This is a genomic window from Mesorhizobium sp. URHB0026, assembly GCF_054059755.1.
The window spans coordinates 5,621,320-5,635,554 of the sequence record NZ_JBSSCN010000001.1; the positions used below are offsets into that span (position 1 = coordinate 5,621,320).

Here is a 14,235-nt window from a genome sequence, read left to right on the forward strand (position 1 = left end):
CCTTGTCGGGCTCTTTGCCGACATCGACGTGCTCTGCAAATGCATCCGACGTGCTGTCGCTAGCTGGGAGAGCCGCTGACTCGTCAGGCGCCCGCTGACAGTGAGCCGGAGATGCGAACAGCAAAACAAGGCATAACGGAAAGAGGGCGAAAATCGCCCCGGCCCTTCCTCCGCGTGTCTCGTGCGGCAAAATCGAAGTCCATCGTCCAATCGAGCTGAACGCAGCGAGGCAAAAATTTGCCCTGGTGCTCTGCACATGACCCATCGCTGAACCTCAAGACCGCGGCCCTCACCGCATTGCATCTCCACCTGTCGAACATCTGGTGCAGCCGAGCAAAAGCGCGAAGCAGCGAAACACCACCGCGCGCGCCAAAGCATCAGTTGGAACCTAACTGCTGGTTCCTCGGTTGCCATCATTCGAACGAACGGGAGATTCGTTCTATAAATGCCTGCCTCGCTTGGCATTCGCCCTTGGCGCCCGTCCATCCAGGCGGAAAATCAACGATCGCCAATCCCACATCGTCTGGCGATTTCGTCGCGTTGATATGTGACGCAATCACCTTCGGCGGCAATCGCTTCACTCGGGCTCGAACGGCAGGAACTGAACACGCAGGCGCCGCATGATACAGCTGGCGAGACCCGCCGCGCCATCCGGTACCGTAGTCGCGTATCGCCAAAAGTCGTGCTGACCTGCCGGCCCGGAACTGCGTTGCAAGCTGGACGGAAATTGCTGCAGCTTGGCTGCTCAGGACCTTTGATGTTCAATTTCGTCTTTGCCACCGGAACGAGCAACTGAACACCGACACCGCATCCACTGAGCACGCCTCCGGGAGTATGGCCATTGTGAGCGCTGCCTGGCGCGGAACGGTCGTTTCTTGTGTCGGATTGCGGTGGCCTTGAACTGAAGAGACCTTCCGTGGGACACAGGAAGTAGTTCGGATGCGATCGCGCGACCGACTACGAGGTGCCCGCCCGGGCCATCAACAGCGGGACTGACTCATCATGGACAGGTTCATTCGAAGCAGCTCTTGCCGGTGACGAACCGCATGATCCTGATTGTCGAGCCACACCTGGATGACGAGTCCGGTCATCCTTTTCGGTATGTACGCGCGGTGATCGCCACTTGCGCTGGTTTGGGGTGGGGGAGCCTCGTCCTTGCGCATCGCGCCTATTCCGGCCCGAAGACGATCAACGGCGCCGAAATCCGGCCGACCTTCCCGCGGAGTTACTATGAACGAAAAGACCGCCGGACCGGCTTATCGCGCGCGCTTGAGCGAGGGTTGCGACCCGTTCTGAAGGCTTTGAAGCGGCTGGTTAACGATCCCGTCAATGGCCCGGACCGGTTTGTCCTGATGGCTGGTAGGGCCGCATTGGCGATCATGGCCGTGCCCGCAATTCTCGTCCTTCTGCTTCCTTATGCATTATGGCGGACGACGAGCGCGGCCCTGGGCCGGTCATCCACGCGCGACACCTGTTCGCCTTTCGTGCGCAGCGTAGCCCGCCAGATCGACAACACATCGGGCGAATTGAGCTTGCTGGTACCGACGGCGACCCCGGCCATGCTGGCCGAGCTACTTGCCTTGCCTGTGCTGTTGGCGCGACCGCTGCCCAAAATGGCGTGCGTCTTTCATGAAGATCCGCGCCTTTATGCAAATTGGTATCGTCCTCTGGACCTCGATTGCCTGGCACACCGCCTCCGTGGCTCCGGCTGGAAAGCCGGTATACGCTTTTACGCAACCAACCCGCTGCTCGCTATGGAGATGTCCAAGCTGCTGGACGCGCCGGTGTGCGATTTTGGAGATGTCTTCGACGAAGACGAAGTGGCATCTCTGGGCATGATCGCGGCGGGACAGCATGTGGAGGCGGACGAGCTGTCTGCCAAAGAGGCTCTACTCTTCACAGAACTGTCGCAGCGCAAAAAGTCCGGCAGGCGCCTGGCCGTTTGCCTAGGGGCGTTGCGTCCGGACAAGGGCGGCACTCAGCTTCGCTCTATAGTTTGCGCACTTGACGGCTCATCGAGCGATTTCGATCTCGTCATCCAGGCAGCTCGCTGGCCGAACAGCTTGCGTTCAGAATGTCTGGCGCTGAAGAGCCGGAAGGATGTGATCGTCATCGAGAGACCACTCTCGGCCTCTGCCTATCTCCAGCTCGTATACCTGTCGGACGTCGTTCTGCTTCCATATGATGCCGAGGCGTATCGCTGCCGCGTCAGCCGTGTATTCATCGAGGCTGCTCTTGCAGGGCGGCCGGTGCTGGCCTCTCAAGGAATCGCGGCGGAAACCGATCCGGCGCCGTCGTCGTCTCGATTCATTTCGAACTGGTGTGCCTGGCCAGACGAGGCCGTCAAGCTGCTCGATTCCTCTTCTCCCGATACTCTGGCCCACCGGGCGCGCGAGCGGATCTCAGGGGGCACCTGGAACCGCTGGTCCGAGGCTGCGACCTGGCTTTGCACCCCATCACAGCCGATCGTTTTGCCTAAGCCAGTCTTGTATGTGCGACCGTCCTGGTTCGCGACTGGCAGCGCCACGGTGTTCGATCAGCATCTGCGCTACCTGGCCGACAGGGGACTGCCGGTCATAGAGGTAATCGTCGTTTCCGATCGCGATCGCAAGGCGCAACGCATGTCCTGGCGGGCCGCCCTGACCGACCGCGACTCCAGCTCGGCTGTGCTCACTTGTGTGTCCGCTCGGCGATCAGGCGTGGTCGGGTCATTGCAACGCAGGCTTTTGCATATTGACACGGAACGGCGAAGCCAAGCCGTTTATCTGGCGGAGCAGTCAAGGCTCTCGCCCCTCCCGTCCATTGTGAGAGAGATCGGCCTTGATCGAGGCTTCTCCTTCATTCTGGTGAATCACTATTTCCATCTGCCATTCATCAAACCCCTCAAGCATCGCTCTCCTGTGTGGCTGGAGACGCATGATTTGCAGGCTCGACAGATAATCCTGAGACGGGAAATCAATCGCTCGACCGGTATCGAAGACGCATTCGAAGACCTCGTCGCTGACGAGATGTCGTATCTACGCCGCGCCGATGTCATCGGTGCCATCAACGTTGATGAAGAGGCCTTTTTCCGCGCTCACCTCGGCTCGGAAGGATCAAGAGTATTGCTTTGCCAACCCTCGATCTTCCTGCATCCGTGTGACGAGGTCGCTCCTGAGTGTGACGTGCTCATCGTCGCGAGCGACAACCAGTCAAATGTGAGCAGCCTCTCGTGGTTTGTGCATCATGTATTGCCCAAACTGGATCCGACGCGATCGGTCAAAGTGGTCGGGAGCATACAAAAAGTGGCGCAGCAGGAGCGCCTGCTGCACGACCAGGTCCAATACCTTGGCGTCGTAAAGAACCTAGCGCCTCATTATAAGTCGGCGCGTCTTGTCGCCATGCCAATCATTGCCGGCGCGGGAATTGCAATCAAGGCGCTGGAAGCTCTCGCCGCCGGTCGTCCAATTGTCGCGTCGCCACTTGCCTTTCGTGGGCTTCCTCCGGATTTCCAGCCCCCTGCGCCGACGCCGACATCCGATGCTTTTGAATTCGCCGCGGCCATCGATCGGCTGCTCAACGATGAGCAAGCGCGTGGCGAGGCGCTTCAGTCCACGCGGAACGCTAACCTGGCTCTCGGAATGAGAGAGCGCTTCGAATCCCAGATGGCGCAAGCTGTCGAGCGCCTCGCGAATCGCGCCATCAGCTAAGGCCCTATCCACGCCTCGCAATCAAGCATCGCCCGGGCAAAAGGCATTTAAAACGGCCATTCCAACGGTACGAAGGATTGGCAACATGCCTTCTGCGAACGCCTGGGAATTCGCTTCCGTGGACCTCACGTCCAAGACGGACCAATGATCTGGCTGGCTCTACCTCCTCTTCCAAAAATTCTCCATGGAGAGGTAGGTGAACGAGGCGGTCCAGCTCAACAGCACCAGGCCGGTGAGCGCCTCCGACGAAGCAATCAGTCGGAGCGGACCCTCGGCTCTGATGTCGCCCACTCCCAGCGTGGTGTAATTGGTGACGGAGAAATACAGGAAGTCGATCCAGCCGCCGGAAATTTCTCCGACGATTTCGCCTAAGAGCCCGTAGCTATGGAGGCCCCAGAAGACGAAACCGTAAAACGTAATCTCCACGGTATGCGCGGCAAGTGCTCCGAAGATTACGATCAACAGTCGTCCTCGGCTCGGGAACCCGCCGACCTCGGCTGAACGGGCAGAGCTTGCGACCATTTTGAAGGCCTCATAGTGGACTAGAACACACGCGATCGCCAGAATGAGCGATACGAGACTGACTGCGATGACGTTCATGACGATGCACCGTTCAAGGAAGCTTCGTGTTGATCGCGCGATTCAGTGCCTGTGTGAAGGTCTGTTTTTCTGGAACGCTTTAGGAACGAGTCTACGCGAGCGACTTAGCTCGGGCAGACCGGGATCGAAGTGCACGATCCACTAGAGGATGTCCGATACAGGCTGTCGACCTCTTCATCGACTTCCTCACGTTTGATCCCGAGCGCTTTAGCGTCCGAAAATACCTTGTGTGAGTTCGTGGATCGAAACGACGTCAGCTCCGACGTTTCCGGGACGTTGTTGAAAGTCCGACCGCGGAGGAAGTTATCCCCCGCGTACTTCATGTCGCGATAAGCTCAAGCCCAGGTTTCGCCACTTGACGCTCGCGCCGGCCGCACCAGAGTCCAATGCATGGCTAGCGGCCTCAACATCGGGGATGAGGTGGCGATCGACGCCACCATAATTCGACGCGTCACCGACGACAGGATCAGCGTGTCGATACCGACCTACGGATTTCCGCATTCCGTTCGGGATAGCACCACGAAGGTCGTCAAAGGCCAGACCATGGAACTGATCGGCAGCGTCACACGGGTCGAGAAGGACGCCGTGACCGTCAGCCTGGGTGGCCCGGTGGTGACGGTCGCGCTTGATGTTGTGCGGCGAGTGACGCCCAGGGCGCGTTAGTCAGCCAAGGACCATCCCGGCGAATACCACAGTGAGGAGCAGTGATACCGGCACGGCTAGCAGACAGCACAGCTCGATGGTTTTTGTATCTTGCCGCTTGTCCATCTCACCGCCTCCACTCGCATTGTTCGCTGTCCTTTTGACGCTAACGGGGTGGCCGATGGAAGCGGTTCCGCGCGGGATGCGGTTAGAGATGCTGTCGAGTGGTGTATATTAGCAACACCTTGACCGACCCCGGGAAGGCGTGACGCAAGAGTAGCCCGCGGCAGGTAACCGGCGGCGATAGCACGATATGGCGTGCGCCACCGCGTACTGAGTTTACGCCACACCGGCCGCGAACGGGACGGCTGTGGCTGGAACCACGCAGCGCTACGCCGTGCCACACCACGTGATGCTTGCACCAGTTGCGCGGTTCCGGGACGGCCAGCCCAACGGCACTACATTCACTTGAACTAATGCTTGCTGTTCCTGGTCCGCTGATTATGGTTGAGTGTTCCTGCGCCGGCACTGGATACGGACTTGCCTCGTCGATCAGTTCGATCGCACCTGCTTGCTTTGACTGCCGCCTCGGTTATCCCGGTGTGGCTCTTTGCCGGCTATCTGCTAGGCCAATATGCACTGCATGAACGATATCGTTTTGAGCAGGACGCCGTGCAAACGGCTCGACAAGTGTCGCTCGTCGTAGAGGGCGAGCTGGCAAATCTCCACACCATCCTCGACGGCCTTTCCAAATCCGCCGCGCTCGCCAACGGCGATCTGCAAGCCTTCCACCGCGAGGCGCTCGATCTTGTCCATGGGACGAACCGGATGATCGTCCTGCGCGATCTTGGCCGCAATCAGTTGATGAACACCGAAATCGGCTACGGTGCCGCCTTGCCGCCGGTCACCGCGATAGAAGCTGTCGACGTCGAGACACTCAACCGTTCCGGTGTTTTCGTCAGCGGTGTCTTCACCGGCAAGGACTCAGGCGAATACCGCGTGGCTGTTGCCATTCGGGTGCCCGCCCCGAAGGGGGAAGACCTGCTTCTTTCGCTTTCTGTACCGACTGCCCGGATCCGCGATGTTTTGATGCCGGCCGTCCCGGAAGGATGGACTGTGGGCGTGGGAGATCGCGACGGAAATTACGTAGCCCGATCCAAGTTGCACGAAGAATGGACGGGAAAGCGCGGATTGCCCGAATACGTGGAAAAGATAGTCGGGCGCTCGGGCTCATTCACGTCCCGGAACTTCGAAGGAGAGACGTTGCTGGCAGGCTATTACAGGTCTCCGCGATCTGATTGGTTCTACACCGCGAACGTGCCGCTTTCAGCAGTGCAGGCGCCGCTTTGGCGCTCGCTTGCCGCGATTTGCGGGATAGGTCTCCTGTCGCTTCTTGTTTCCGTTGCCCTGGGATATTTCGTCGGCAAGAGATTTACGCAGGCCACCTCTGAACTGGCGAGACGGGCCGAAGCGCTGGGTCATGGCCGCAGCGTCGAACCCCTGTCGACTTCGGTTAGGGAGTTCGCTGCCATCGCCCAGGCAATGGTGGATGCAGAGCGGGCGATCGCCCAACGGCGCTACGAGTTGGAGGCGGTGTTGGAGACAGCGCCGGCGGCAGTCTGGTTTACCTATGATCCGAAGGCTCTTCAGGTTATCCGCAACCGCTTCGCGGCCGAACTTATGGGCCTGCCGACGGACGCGCACAAATCGTTCGGCAGGCCCGAACTCGTCATCGACACCGTCGCCGTCCAGGACGGGCACATAGTAAGCCGCGAAGACCGCCCTCTGAGCCGCGCCATGCGCGGGCAGCTGACGGATCATGAAGAGTTCGCCTACACGCTGCCGTCGGGTGTCGAGCGCTTCCTACTTTCCAGCGCACGCCCAATTCGCAACCCAGGCGGCGGCATTATCGGCGCCGTGCAAATCAGTCTCGACATCACGGAACGCAAACGCGGCGAGGAGCAGCTAAAATTGCTGACCAATGAGCTGAACCACCGCGTGAAGAACATCCTTGCCGTGGTTCAGTCCATTGCCTCCCAAACACTGCGCAACGCCACAAGCCTGCCTGAAGCAGGACGCACGCTCTCCAGCCGTCTCGTCTCGCTGGCCAAGGCCAACGACCTGCTTATCCAGCAGAACTGGAGTGGCGCCGACGTCAAGGATCTGATTGCCACATCGGTCAGCTCACACGCACCGATCGACCGCTTCAAGATTAGCGGCGAGTCGGTCTGGCTACCACCGAACGTCGCTCTTTCGGCCGCCATGGCTTTTCATGAGCTTACGACGAACGCGCTAAAATATGGAGCACTGTCGAACGAAACCGGCACGGTGTCCATTCGGTGCAAGCTTGCCGGTCAAAAACAGCATCGCTGGCTCGATCTGGAATGGCGCGAACGGGGAGGTCCGCCTGTTGAACCGGTCGAGCGAAAGGGCTTCGGCACGCAGCTCCTCGAGCGCGTGTTTTCGTCCGGCACCTCAGGACGCGTCACTCTGAAGTTCTACAAATCGGGACTGGTCTGCACCATGCGAGTGAATTCTGCGTCTCCGCTCAATCCCGCGATGGACAACGACGATACTCCCGGACGCGAAATGTAGAGATCTTCCCAGCGAAGCTTTCCCTGCGGCGCAGGTGCAGAACTTGGCGCACACAACCCTAGGATGCGCTTTTGAGGCACCGTTTCTGCTGCGAATTCCTTGCGACACGCCGACCCTCAAGCCAAGGGATCACTTCAGCTCTGACGACCAAGGAAAATTCACATACTCGTTGCGGCTGTCGTAACAGGTATTTCCGTACATCTTCAGGTAGTCGTTACGGCGTGCCGGATCGGCATAAACCGAAGCTGGATCCAGCAAGTCGGCATCGTACTGCTCAAGGTTGGCGCTTGTCAGTGCAATAGGCAGGATATCCATTGCCTGCGGGATGCTTTTGCCGTCGAGCCAATCGGCCGCAAACTGCCCCATGGCATACCCGAAGACCGGCGACGATAAGGCGATGCTCGCCTTGTATTGAGAGCATTGCCCTGGTCGCGTGTCTTGCGAAGTTCTCTTGTATAACGAGCGGCTGCATAGGCAGCCCCGGCAACGACGGCGACGATGACGAGCCCTCCGACCGCAGAAACAAGCCGCAGCCATCGGCTGTTGGCACGCTGCTCGGCGACACCGGATGTAAGTCGGTCATCCGCCCGCCCGATAACGCCCGAGAAGAACACATTGGCTTCGTCCGTCAGAGCCTTACCTCTGTTAGTTCGGAACAAAGCCTCGACCTCTGCATCCCGCTGGTCGCGCTTGAGCGCTATCGTCTGATCGAATTCCCCGAACTTGGCGACGATGATTGCAGTGAGCCGTTGCAGTGTCGATTGGGAATCGGGATAGGAAGTCAGCAAGGTCTGCAGCGCTTGCAGGTGGCGCTGCGCTTGGGCTTCGGCTGTTTGATACGGCCCAAATAGATCTCGTTGCCGGTGATCACGAAGCCGCGTTCTGACGCCTCAGCCGTCTGCATCGCATTTCTCAATTCGACCGCCGCGACCCGGGTGTCGCGCGCCGCGATTGCATCATCGAAGTAGGATTGCGCCCTCTGGCCAAGCCAGAAGTTTGTGACCACGATAGCCATCAGCGCCGTAAACCCTATCAGCAGGGAGGCGGACGTTAGTCGGACAAGGTTACGGCTGGGAACTGACATCAGCGCATTCCTGCCCGATTTCGCCTCTGTGCGCCGTCGTGTAGTAACGGCCAACGAGCCCTCGGCGAGAAAGCGATACCCTCCCGGGCGATCTACCCGATCGCATTGGAGGCCGTGCAGCGCCTGGATGCACTATGGAGCGCGAGATCGACGGATTGAGCGCTGAAGCGCGTGCTTGCGCCCGGCCAGGAGCGTAGCGCTCCACTGCTGGGAGGACCTTCACGCCAGGAAGCGCTCCTTCGGATCTCAATAGGACATCGAAATGTTTTGAATCATCCGCGCCATCAGGCCGGGAACAGGAATGCGGTAGCGGGATCGAAAAAGATACGTTGACCCGGCGCGATGGCGCTGATCGCGCCCTCTGCATCGGAGGTCGGCCTAACATCGATTTCATGCCCGCTGGCGATGCGGGCCACGACGCGCCGGCGGTCGCCGAAGAAGGCGGTATCGACGATCTCTACGGCAAGTGCCACGCTCGCCGGCCCAGGCGTGAGGCGGAAGGCCTCCGGGCGCACCATCAGCCGGACCTTCTGGCCATGGCCGAAGAGCGTTGTCGTCTTGACGCCGGTGACGATCGAGCCGTCGGCGAGGCGGATCGTTGACGCACCTCCCGTGCTTTCCAAATGCTCTGCCGGCAGGAAATTCGAGTTGCCGATGAAGCCGGCGACGAACTCGCTCGCCGGCCGGAGGTAAAGATCCTCGCCGGTGCCGATCTGTTCGATGCGGCCTTCCCTGAACAGGGCGATGCGATCCGAAAGATGCAGCGCCTCTTCCTGGTCGTGCGTGACATAGAGGATGGTGACGCCGGTCTCGCGATGGATGCGGCGGATCTCGGCCTGGATCTCCTGGCGGAGTTTCTTGTCGAGGGCCGACAGCGGTTCGTCCATCAACAGGATCGGCGGGTCGTAGGCGAGCGCGCGGGCAAGCGCCACGCGTTGCTGCTGGCCTCCAGACAGCGCGCCCGGATGGCGGTCGGCGAAGTTTTCGAGGCGCACCAGCGCCAGCATGTCGGCGACCTTGCGCCTGATCTCGCCGTCGGGCCGGCGGCGCACGCGCAGCGGAAAGGAGACATTCTCGGCGACGCTCAGATGCGGAAACAGCGTGTAGCGCTGGAAGACCATGCCGATGTTGCGCTTGTGCGACGGCACCGAAAGCAGCGACCTGTCCTCCAGCAGCACATCGCCCGAGCTCGGATCCTGGAAACCGGCGATGGCGTAGAGCGTGGTCGACTTGCCGGAGCCCGACGGGCCGAGGAACGTCAGGAACTCCCCCTTGGGTACATCGATGGTGACGTCATGGACGGCGACGAAGGCGCCGAACGTCTTTCTCACCGCGCGTATCGACAGGAAGGGTCGGGTCATCTGGACAATTTTCTGCGAAGGAGTGCGGTCACGATCATCAGGCAGAGAGTCAGGCCGACGAGCAGGCTGGAGGCGGCGGCGACGACCGGGCTGAGGTCGGCGCGCAGGCTGCCCCAGATCTTCACCGGCAAGGTCTGCAAGGTCGGGCTTGCCATGAAGATCGCCACCACGACCTCGTCCCATGAGGCCAGGAAAGAGAAGATCGCCGCCGAGAAGATGCCGATCCTAATCGACGGCAAGGTGATCCTCAGCCGCGCCTGCAACGGGCTGGCGCCGCAGACGACGGCCGCGTCCTCGATGGATTTGTCAAAACCCTCAAGCGCCGTGGTGATCGGGATGAGGGCGAAAGGCAGCGCCAGGACGGTGTGGGCGATGACGAAGCCGACCGTGGTGCCGGCAAGGCCGATGCGCAGGAAGAAGGCGTAGATGGCGATGGCGAAAACGACGACTGGCAGCACCATCGGCGTTAACAGCAATCCGCGCAGGACCTGGCGTCCGCGAAACTCACTCCTGACCAGGCTGAAGGAGGCGAACAGGCCGATGATGACGGCGAGGATGGCGGCCATTGCGGCAATCCGGGCGCTCGTCAGCGCGGCATCGATCCAGGTCGGGTCGGCCAGCAATTGCTGGTACCATTTCAGCGTCCAGCCGGGTGGCGGGAAGGCCAGCCAGCGCGATGCGCCGAACGACAGGAGCACGATGAAGACCACCGGCAGCAACAGGAAAGCCGCGACTGCCGCGGTGAAGCCGACAAGCGCCACGCGCAGCCATCCGAGCCGGTCATAGTCGAGCAGCATACTCAGATCCCTCCGCCGGCGCGCTTGGCCCCGACCAGGCGAAGCTGGATCGCGTAGAGCGCCATGGTGACGACAAGCAGGACGAAGGCGGCCGCACTTCCGAGACCCCAGTTGAGCAGCGACTGCACCGTCTGGGCGATCATTTCGGCCAGCATCATGTTGGATGTGCCGCCGAGCAAGGCCGGCGTGACGAAATAGCCGAGCGACATGACGAAGACCATCAGGCCGCCAGCGGCGACGCCGGGAAGCGACAGCGGCAAGAGGATGCGGCGGAAGGCCTCGAACGGGCTTGCGCCGCAAAGGGCCGCGGCGCGCAGCGTCATCGGGTCTATCGCCCTCAGTGTGCCAACCAGTGGCAGGATCATGAAGGGCAGCATGATGTAGACCATTCCGATGGTGACGCCGGCCAGATTGTTGATGAGCGGCAGCGGCTCATGGATGATGCCCAAACCCATCAGTGCCCTGTTGATGACGCCGGTGCGCTGCAACAGCACCATCCACGCATAGGTGCGGGTGAGAAGGTTCGTCCACATCGACAGGATGATGATGCCGAAGACGATCGAGCCCTTGGCCGGCGGCATGATCGCCAGCATCCAGGCAACGGGGAAAGCCACCAGGATGGTGACGGCGGTGACGACCGATGCGACCAGGAAGGTATTGAGGAACACTCGCACATAGGTGCCGCTGCCGAACAGCTCCGCGTAGTTCTGTAAGCCCGGTTCGGGATCGGTGACGCTGCGCAGCAGCAGGGCAACCACCGGCACGATGAAGAACAGGCCAACCAGAAGCAGGGCCGGCAAGGCGCTGCCGCTGCCAGCTGGCAGGCCGGCAACCGAGCTACGTCCGAAAGAACTTCCCTGCATCGAGCGGCCCTGTCTCGAAACGGGGCGCGCAAGCCGCGCCCCGTCGGTCTGCAACGGTGTTACTTGGTCTGCCAGGCATACCAGCGCGTGGCGATCTCGTCGCGATGCTCGGCCCAGTAGTTCATGTCGAGGTTGATCTGGCCATCGATATGGGCATCGGGCAGGGCCTTGACCGCGTCGGCGGGCATCTCCGCCTTGGCCTTGGTGTTGATGGGCGCATACCCGCTGGCCTCGGCGAATTTCGCCTGGCCGGCCGGGCTGGTGGCGGCGGCGAGGAACTTCATCGCGCTGTCCTTGTTCTTGGCGCCCTTCGGCACGACGAGCACGTCGGCGGCGGTGAGGTTCTGCTTCCAGGCGACGCCGACATCGGTGCCATCCTGCTGGAGGGCGAAGACACGCCCGTTCCACAACTGACCGAACGAAACCTCGCCGGAAGCAATCAGCTGCTGTGATTCAGCGCCGCCGCTCCACCAGACGATATCGGATTTGATGGTATCGAGTTTCTTGAAGGCACGGTCGAGATCAAGCGGATAAAGCTTGTCCGCCGGCACGCCGTCGGCCAGCAAAGCGATTTCGATGACGCCCGGCGCCGACCATTTGTAGAAGGTCCGCTTGCCGGGAAACTTCTTGGTGTCGAACATGTCCGCCCAGCCGGTCGGTTCGCCCGTGACTGTGCCCTTGTTCCAGGCGAGCACGAAGGAATAATAGAAGCTGCCAACGGCATGCTCATTGCTGAAGCGCGGGTCGAGATCGGCCTTGGGCACGACCGCATAGTCGATCGGCTCCAAAAGCCCATCCTTGGCAGCCTTGATGGCGAAATCCATCTCCACGTCGACGACATCCCAGGTGACATTGCCGGCGTCGACCATGGCCTTGAGCTTGCCGTAGTCGGTCGGCCCATCTTGCAACACCTTGATGGCGGAGCTGGCTTCGAAGGGTGCCGCCCAGGATTTGGTCTGCGCTTCCTGCGTGGTGCCGCCCCAGCTGGTGAACGCCATTTCATCGGCCTTGGCGACGGTTGTCGTGAGCAGCCCGGCCAGCAGGCCGGTCAGGATCAGTTTCATGTCATTCTCCTCTGGTTGGTTTGTTCTGTTTTTTGTTCTTCACAGTGCTCCGTCGCCGTACGGTTCTCAGCGCATGACGAAGGGATCGGGGATCGGCTCGTCCGAGGTGTTGATCCAGACGGATTTCGAGCGTGTGTAATCTCTGATGGCCTCGAGCCCGCCTTCGCGGCCGAGGCCTGACTGGCCGTAGCCGCCGAAGGGAACGAGCGGCGATACGGCGCGATAGGTGTTAACCCAGACTACGCCGGCATGAATGTCGCGCGCCATGCGGTGGGCCTTGCCGAGATTGCTGGTGAACACGCCGGAAGCCAGGCCGAAGGGCGTGTCGTTGGCGAGTGCTAGCGCCTGCGCCTCGGTGTCAAAGGCAAGCACGCTGAGCACCGGCCCGAACAATTCCTCGCGCACACAGGGCAGGTCGCTGCCGCCGGCATCGATGATGGTCGGTGCGTAATAGAAGCCGCTGCCGGCTGGCCGTGTTCCACCAGTGATGAGCGTGCCGTCACTGGCGAGGCTTTCCGCGACAACCTTCTCGATCCAGTCGCGTTGGCGCAGCGTGGCGAGCGGACCCATTTCGGTCGTCGGATCCTGCGGATCGCCGATGCGGATGGCTTCGGCCTTGCGCTTGAGGCGGGCGAGGAATTCATCCTTCACCGAACGTTCAACCAGTAGCCGCGAGCCAGCGACGCAGCTCTGTCCGGTCGCGGCGAAAATGCCGGCGACCACCGCGTTGGCAGCGCTGTCGAGATCGGCGTCGGCAAAGACGACAACCGGGCTTTTGCCGCCGAGTTCGAGCGTGGTGTAGGCGAGGTTCTCTGCTGTGTTCCTGACGATGGCGCGCGCCGTCGACGGACCGCCGGTGAAGGCGACGCGCGAAACCAGCGGATGGCTGGTCAGGCGCCGGCCGCAATCATGGCCAAAGCCGGTGAGGATGTTGACGACGCCTGGGGGGAAGCCGGCCTCCTGGACAAGTTCGGCAAAGGCGAGCAGCGGCGCCGGGCCGTCCTCGGAGGCCTTGAGCACGATGGTGCAGCCGGCGGCAAGCGCCGGACCGAGCTTGACGGCCGAAAGGAAGAGCTGCGAGTTCCACGGCACCACCGCGGCGACGACGCCGATCGGCTCGCGGCGGATGGTGACGTCGAGATCCGACTTGTCAACAGGCACATGTGCGCCTTCGTGCTTGTCGGCGAGCCCGGCATAGTAGCGATAGTAGTCGCCGACATAGGCAATCTGGGCGCGGGTCTCGCGGATGATCTTGCCGGTGTCGCGCGTCTCGAGTTCGGCCAACCGTCCGGCGTTGGCGGCGACGAGGTCACCGAGCTTGAACAGCAGTTTTCCACGCGCTGTCGCCGTCATCGTCCGCCACGGGCCCGAGCGCAGCGCGCGGTGCGCCGCTTCGATGGCGCGGTCGACATCCGCTTCGCTCGCCGCCGGCATCCTGGCCCAGGCCGCGCCAGTCGACGGGTCAACGCTGTCGAAAGTGGCGAACGGCTCGTCGAATCGGCCATCGATGAAGTTCCTGAAAACAGCGTCGGTCATGGGC

The 14,235-nt window shown here is 61.3% G+C and carries 12 protein-coding genes; 3 read left to right on the top strand and 9 right to left on the bottom strand.

The window, feature by feature from the left end; all coding sequences use genetic code 11:
- Nucleotides 1–1,046 precede the first annotated feature (1,046 nt).
- The gene (locus ACVWWD_RS27740) at nt 1,047–3,689 is read left to right on the top strand and encodes a glycosyltransferase (RefSeq protein WP_352548042.1); all 2,643 of its coding nucleotides are present in this window, start codon (nt 1,047–1,049) and stop codon (nt 3,687–3,689) included.
- A gap of 159 nt (nt 3,690–3,848) precedes the next feature.
- Here ACVWWD_RS27740 and ACVWWD_RS27745 read toward each other — a convergent pair whose 3' ends face one another.
- Nucleotides 3,849–4,289: an ion channel gene (locus tag ACVWWD_RS27745; RefSeq protein ID WP_023773526.1), complete on the bottom strand. Its 441-nt coding sequence runs from the start codon at nt 4,287–4,289 to the stop codon at nt 3,849–3,851.
- Nucleotides 4,290–4,679: 390 nt separating this feature from the next.
- Between ACVWWD_RS27745 and ACVWWD_RS27750 the strand changes: the two genes are divergently transcribed.
- Complete coding sequence (locus ACVWWD_RS27750) at nt 4,680–4,952, top strand: hypothetical protein (RefSeq protein ID WP_023781553.1); 273 nt, start codon at nt 4,680–4,682, stop codon at nt 4,950–4,952.
- A gap of 519 nt (nt 4,953–5,471) precedes the next feature.
- On the top strand, nt 5,472–7,526 hold the full coding sequence (locus ACVWWD_RS27755) for a sensor histidine kinase (protein WP_352548045.1): 2,055 nt from the start codon (nt 5,472–5,474) through the stop codon (nt 7,524–7,526).
- A 129-nt stretch (nt 7,527–7,655) separates the two neighbouring features.
- On the opposite strand, the gene ACVWWD_RS27760 is transcribed toward ACVWWD_RS27755, so the two are convergent.
- The 8 genes from ACVWWD_RS27760 to ACVWWD_RS27795 form a co-directional block, all read right to left on the bottom strand.
- Nucleotides 7,656–7,892: a hypothetical protein gene (locus ACVWWD_RS27760; RefSeq protein WP_023773522.1), complete on the bottom strand. Its 237-nt coding sequence runs from the start codon at nt 7,890–7,892 to the stop codon at nt 7,656–7,658.
- A complete protein-coding gene (locus tag ACVWWD_RS27765; protein ID WP_352548090.1) occupies nt 7,817–8,332 on the bottom strand; it encodes a CHASE3 domain-containing protein in 516 nt (171 codons plus the stop codon). The genes ACVWWD_RS27760 and ACVWWD_RS27765 overlap by 76 nt, the downstream gene beginning before the upstream one ends.
- Nucleotides 8,308–8,610, bottom strand: coding sequence for a CHASE3 domain-containing protein (locus ACVWWD_RS27770; RefSeq protein WP_352548047.1), 303 nt, complete (start codon nt 8,608–8,610; stop codon nt 8,308–8,310). Before ACVWWD_RS27770 ends, ACVWWD_RS27765 begins: the two co-directional genes overlap by 25 nt.
- Before the next feature lie 284 nt (nt 8,611–8,894).
- The gene (locus ACVWWD_RS27775; protein ID WP_023773521.1) at nt 8,895–9,971 is read right to left on the bottom strand and encodes an ABC transporter ATP-binding protein; all 1,077 of its coding nucleotides are present in this window, start codon (nt 9,969–9,971) and stop codon (nt 8,895–8,897) included.
- Nucleotides 9,968–10,768 (bottom strand): ABC transporter permease, encoded by an 801-nt coding sequence (locus ACVWWD_RS27780; protein WP_352548050.1) that lies wholly within the window; start codon nt 10,766–10,768, stop codon nt 9,968–9,970. Before ACVWWD_RS27780 ends, ACVWWD_RS27775 begins: the two co-directional genes overlap by 4 nt.
- A 2-nt stretch (nt 10,769–10,770) precedes the next feature.
- A complete protein-coding gene (locus tag ACVWWD_RS27785) occupies nt 10,771–11,631 on the bottom strand; it encodes an ABC transporter permease (protein WP_023773519.1) in 861 nt (286 codons plus the stop codon).
- A gap of 59 nt (nt 11,632–11,690) precedes the next feature.
- Nucleotides 11,691–12,695 (bottom strand): ABC transporter substrate-binding protein, encoded by a 1,005-nt coding sequence (locus ACVWWD_RS27790; protein WP_023781549.1) that lies wholly within the window; start codon nt 12,693–12,695, stop codon nt 11,691–11,693.
- Nucleotides 12,696–12,761: 66 nt separating this feature from the next.
- Nucleotides 12,762–14,231: an aldehyde dehydrogenase gene (locus ACVWWD_RS27795; RefSeq protein ID WP_352548053.1), complete on the bottom strand. Its 1,470-nt coding sequence runs from the start codon at nt 14,229–14,231 to the stop codon at nt 12,762–12,764.
- Nucleotides 14,232–14,235 lie beyond the last annotated feature (4 nt).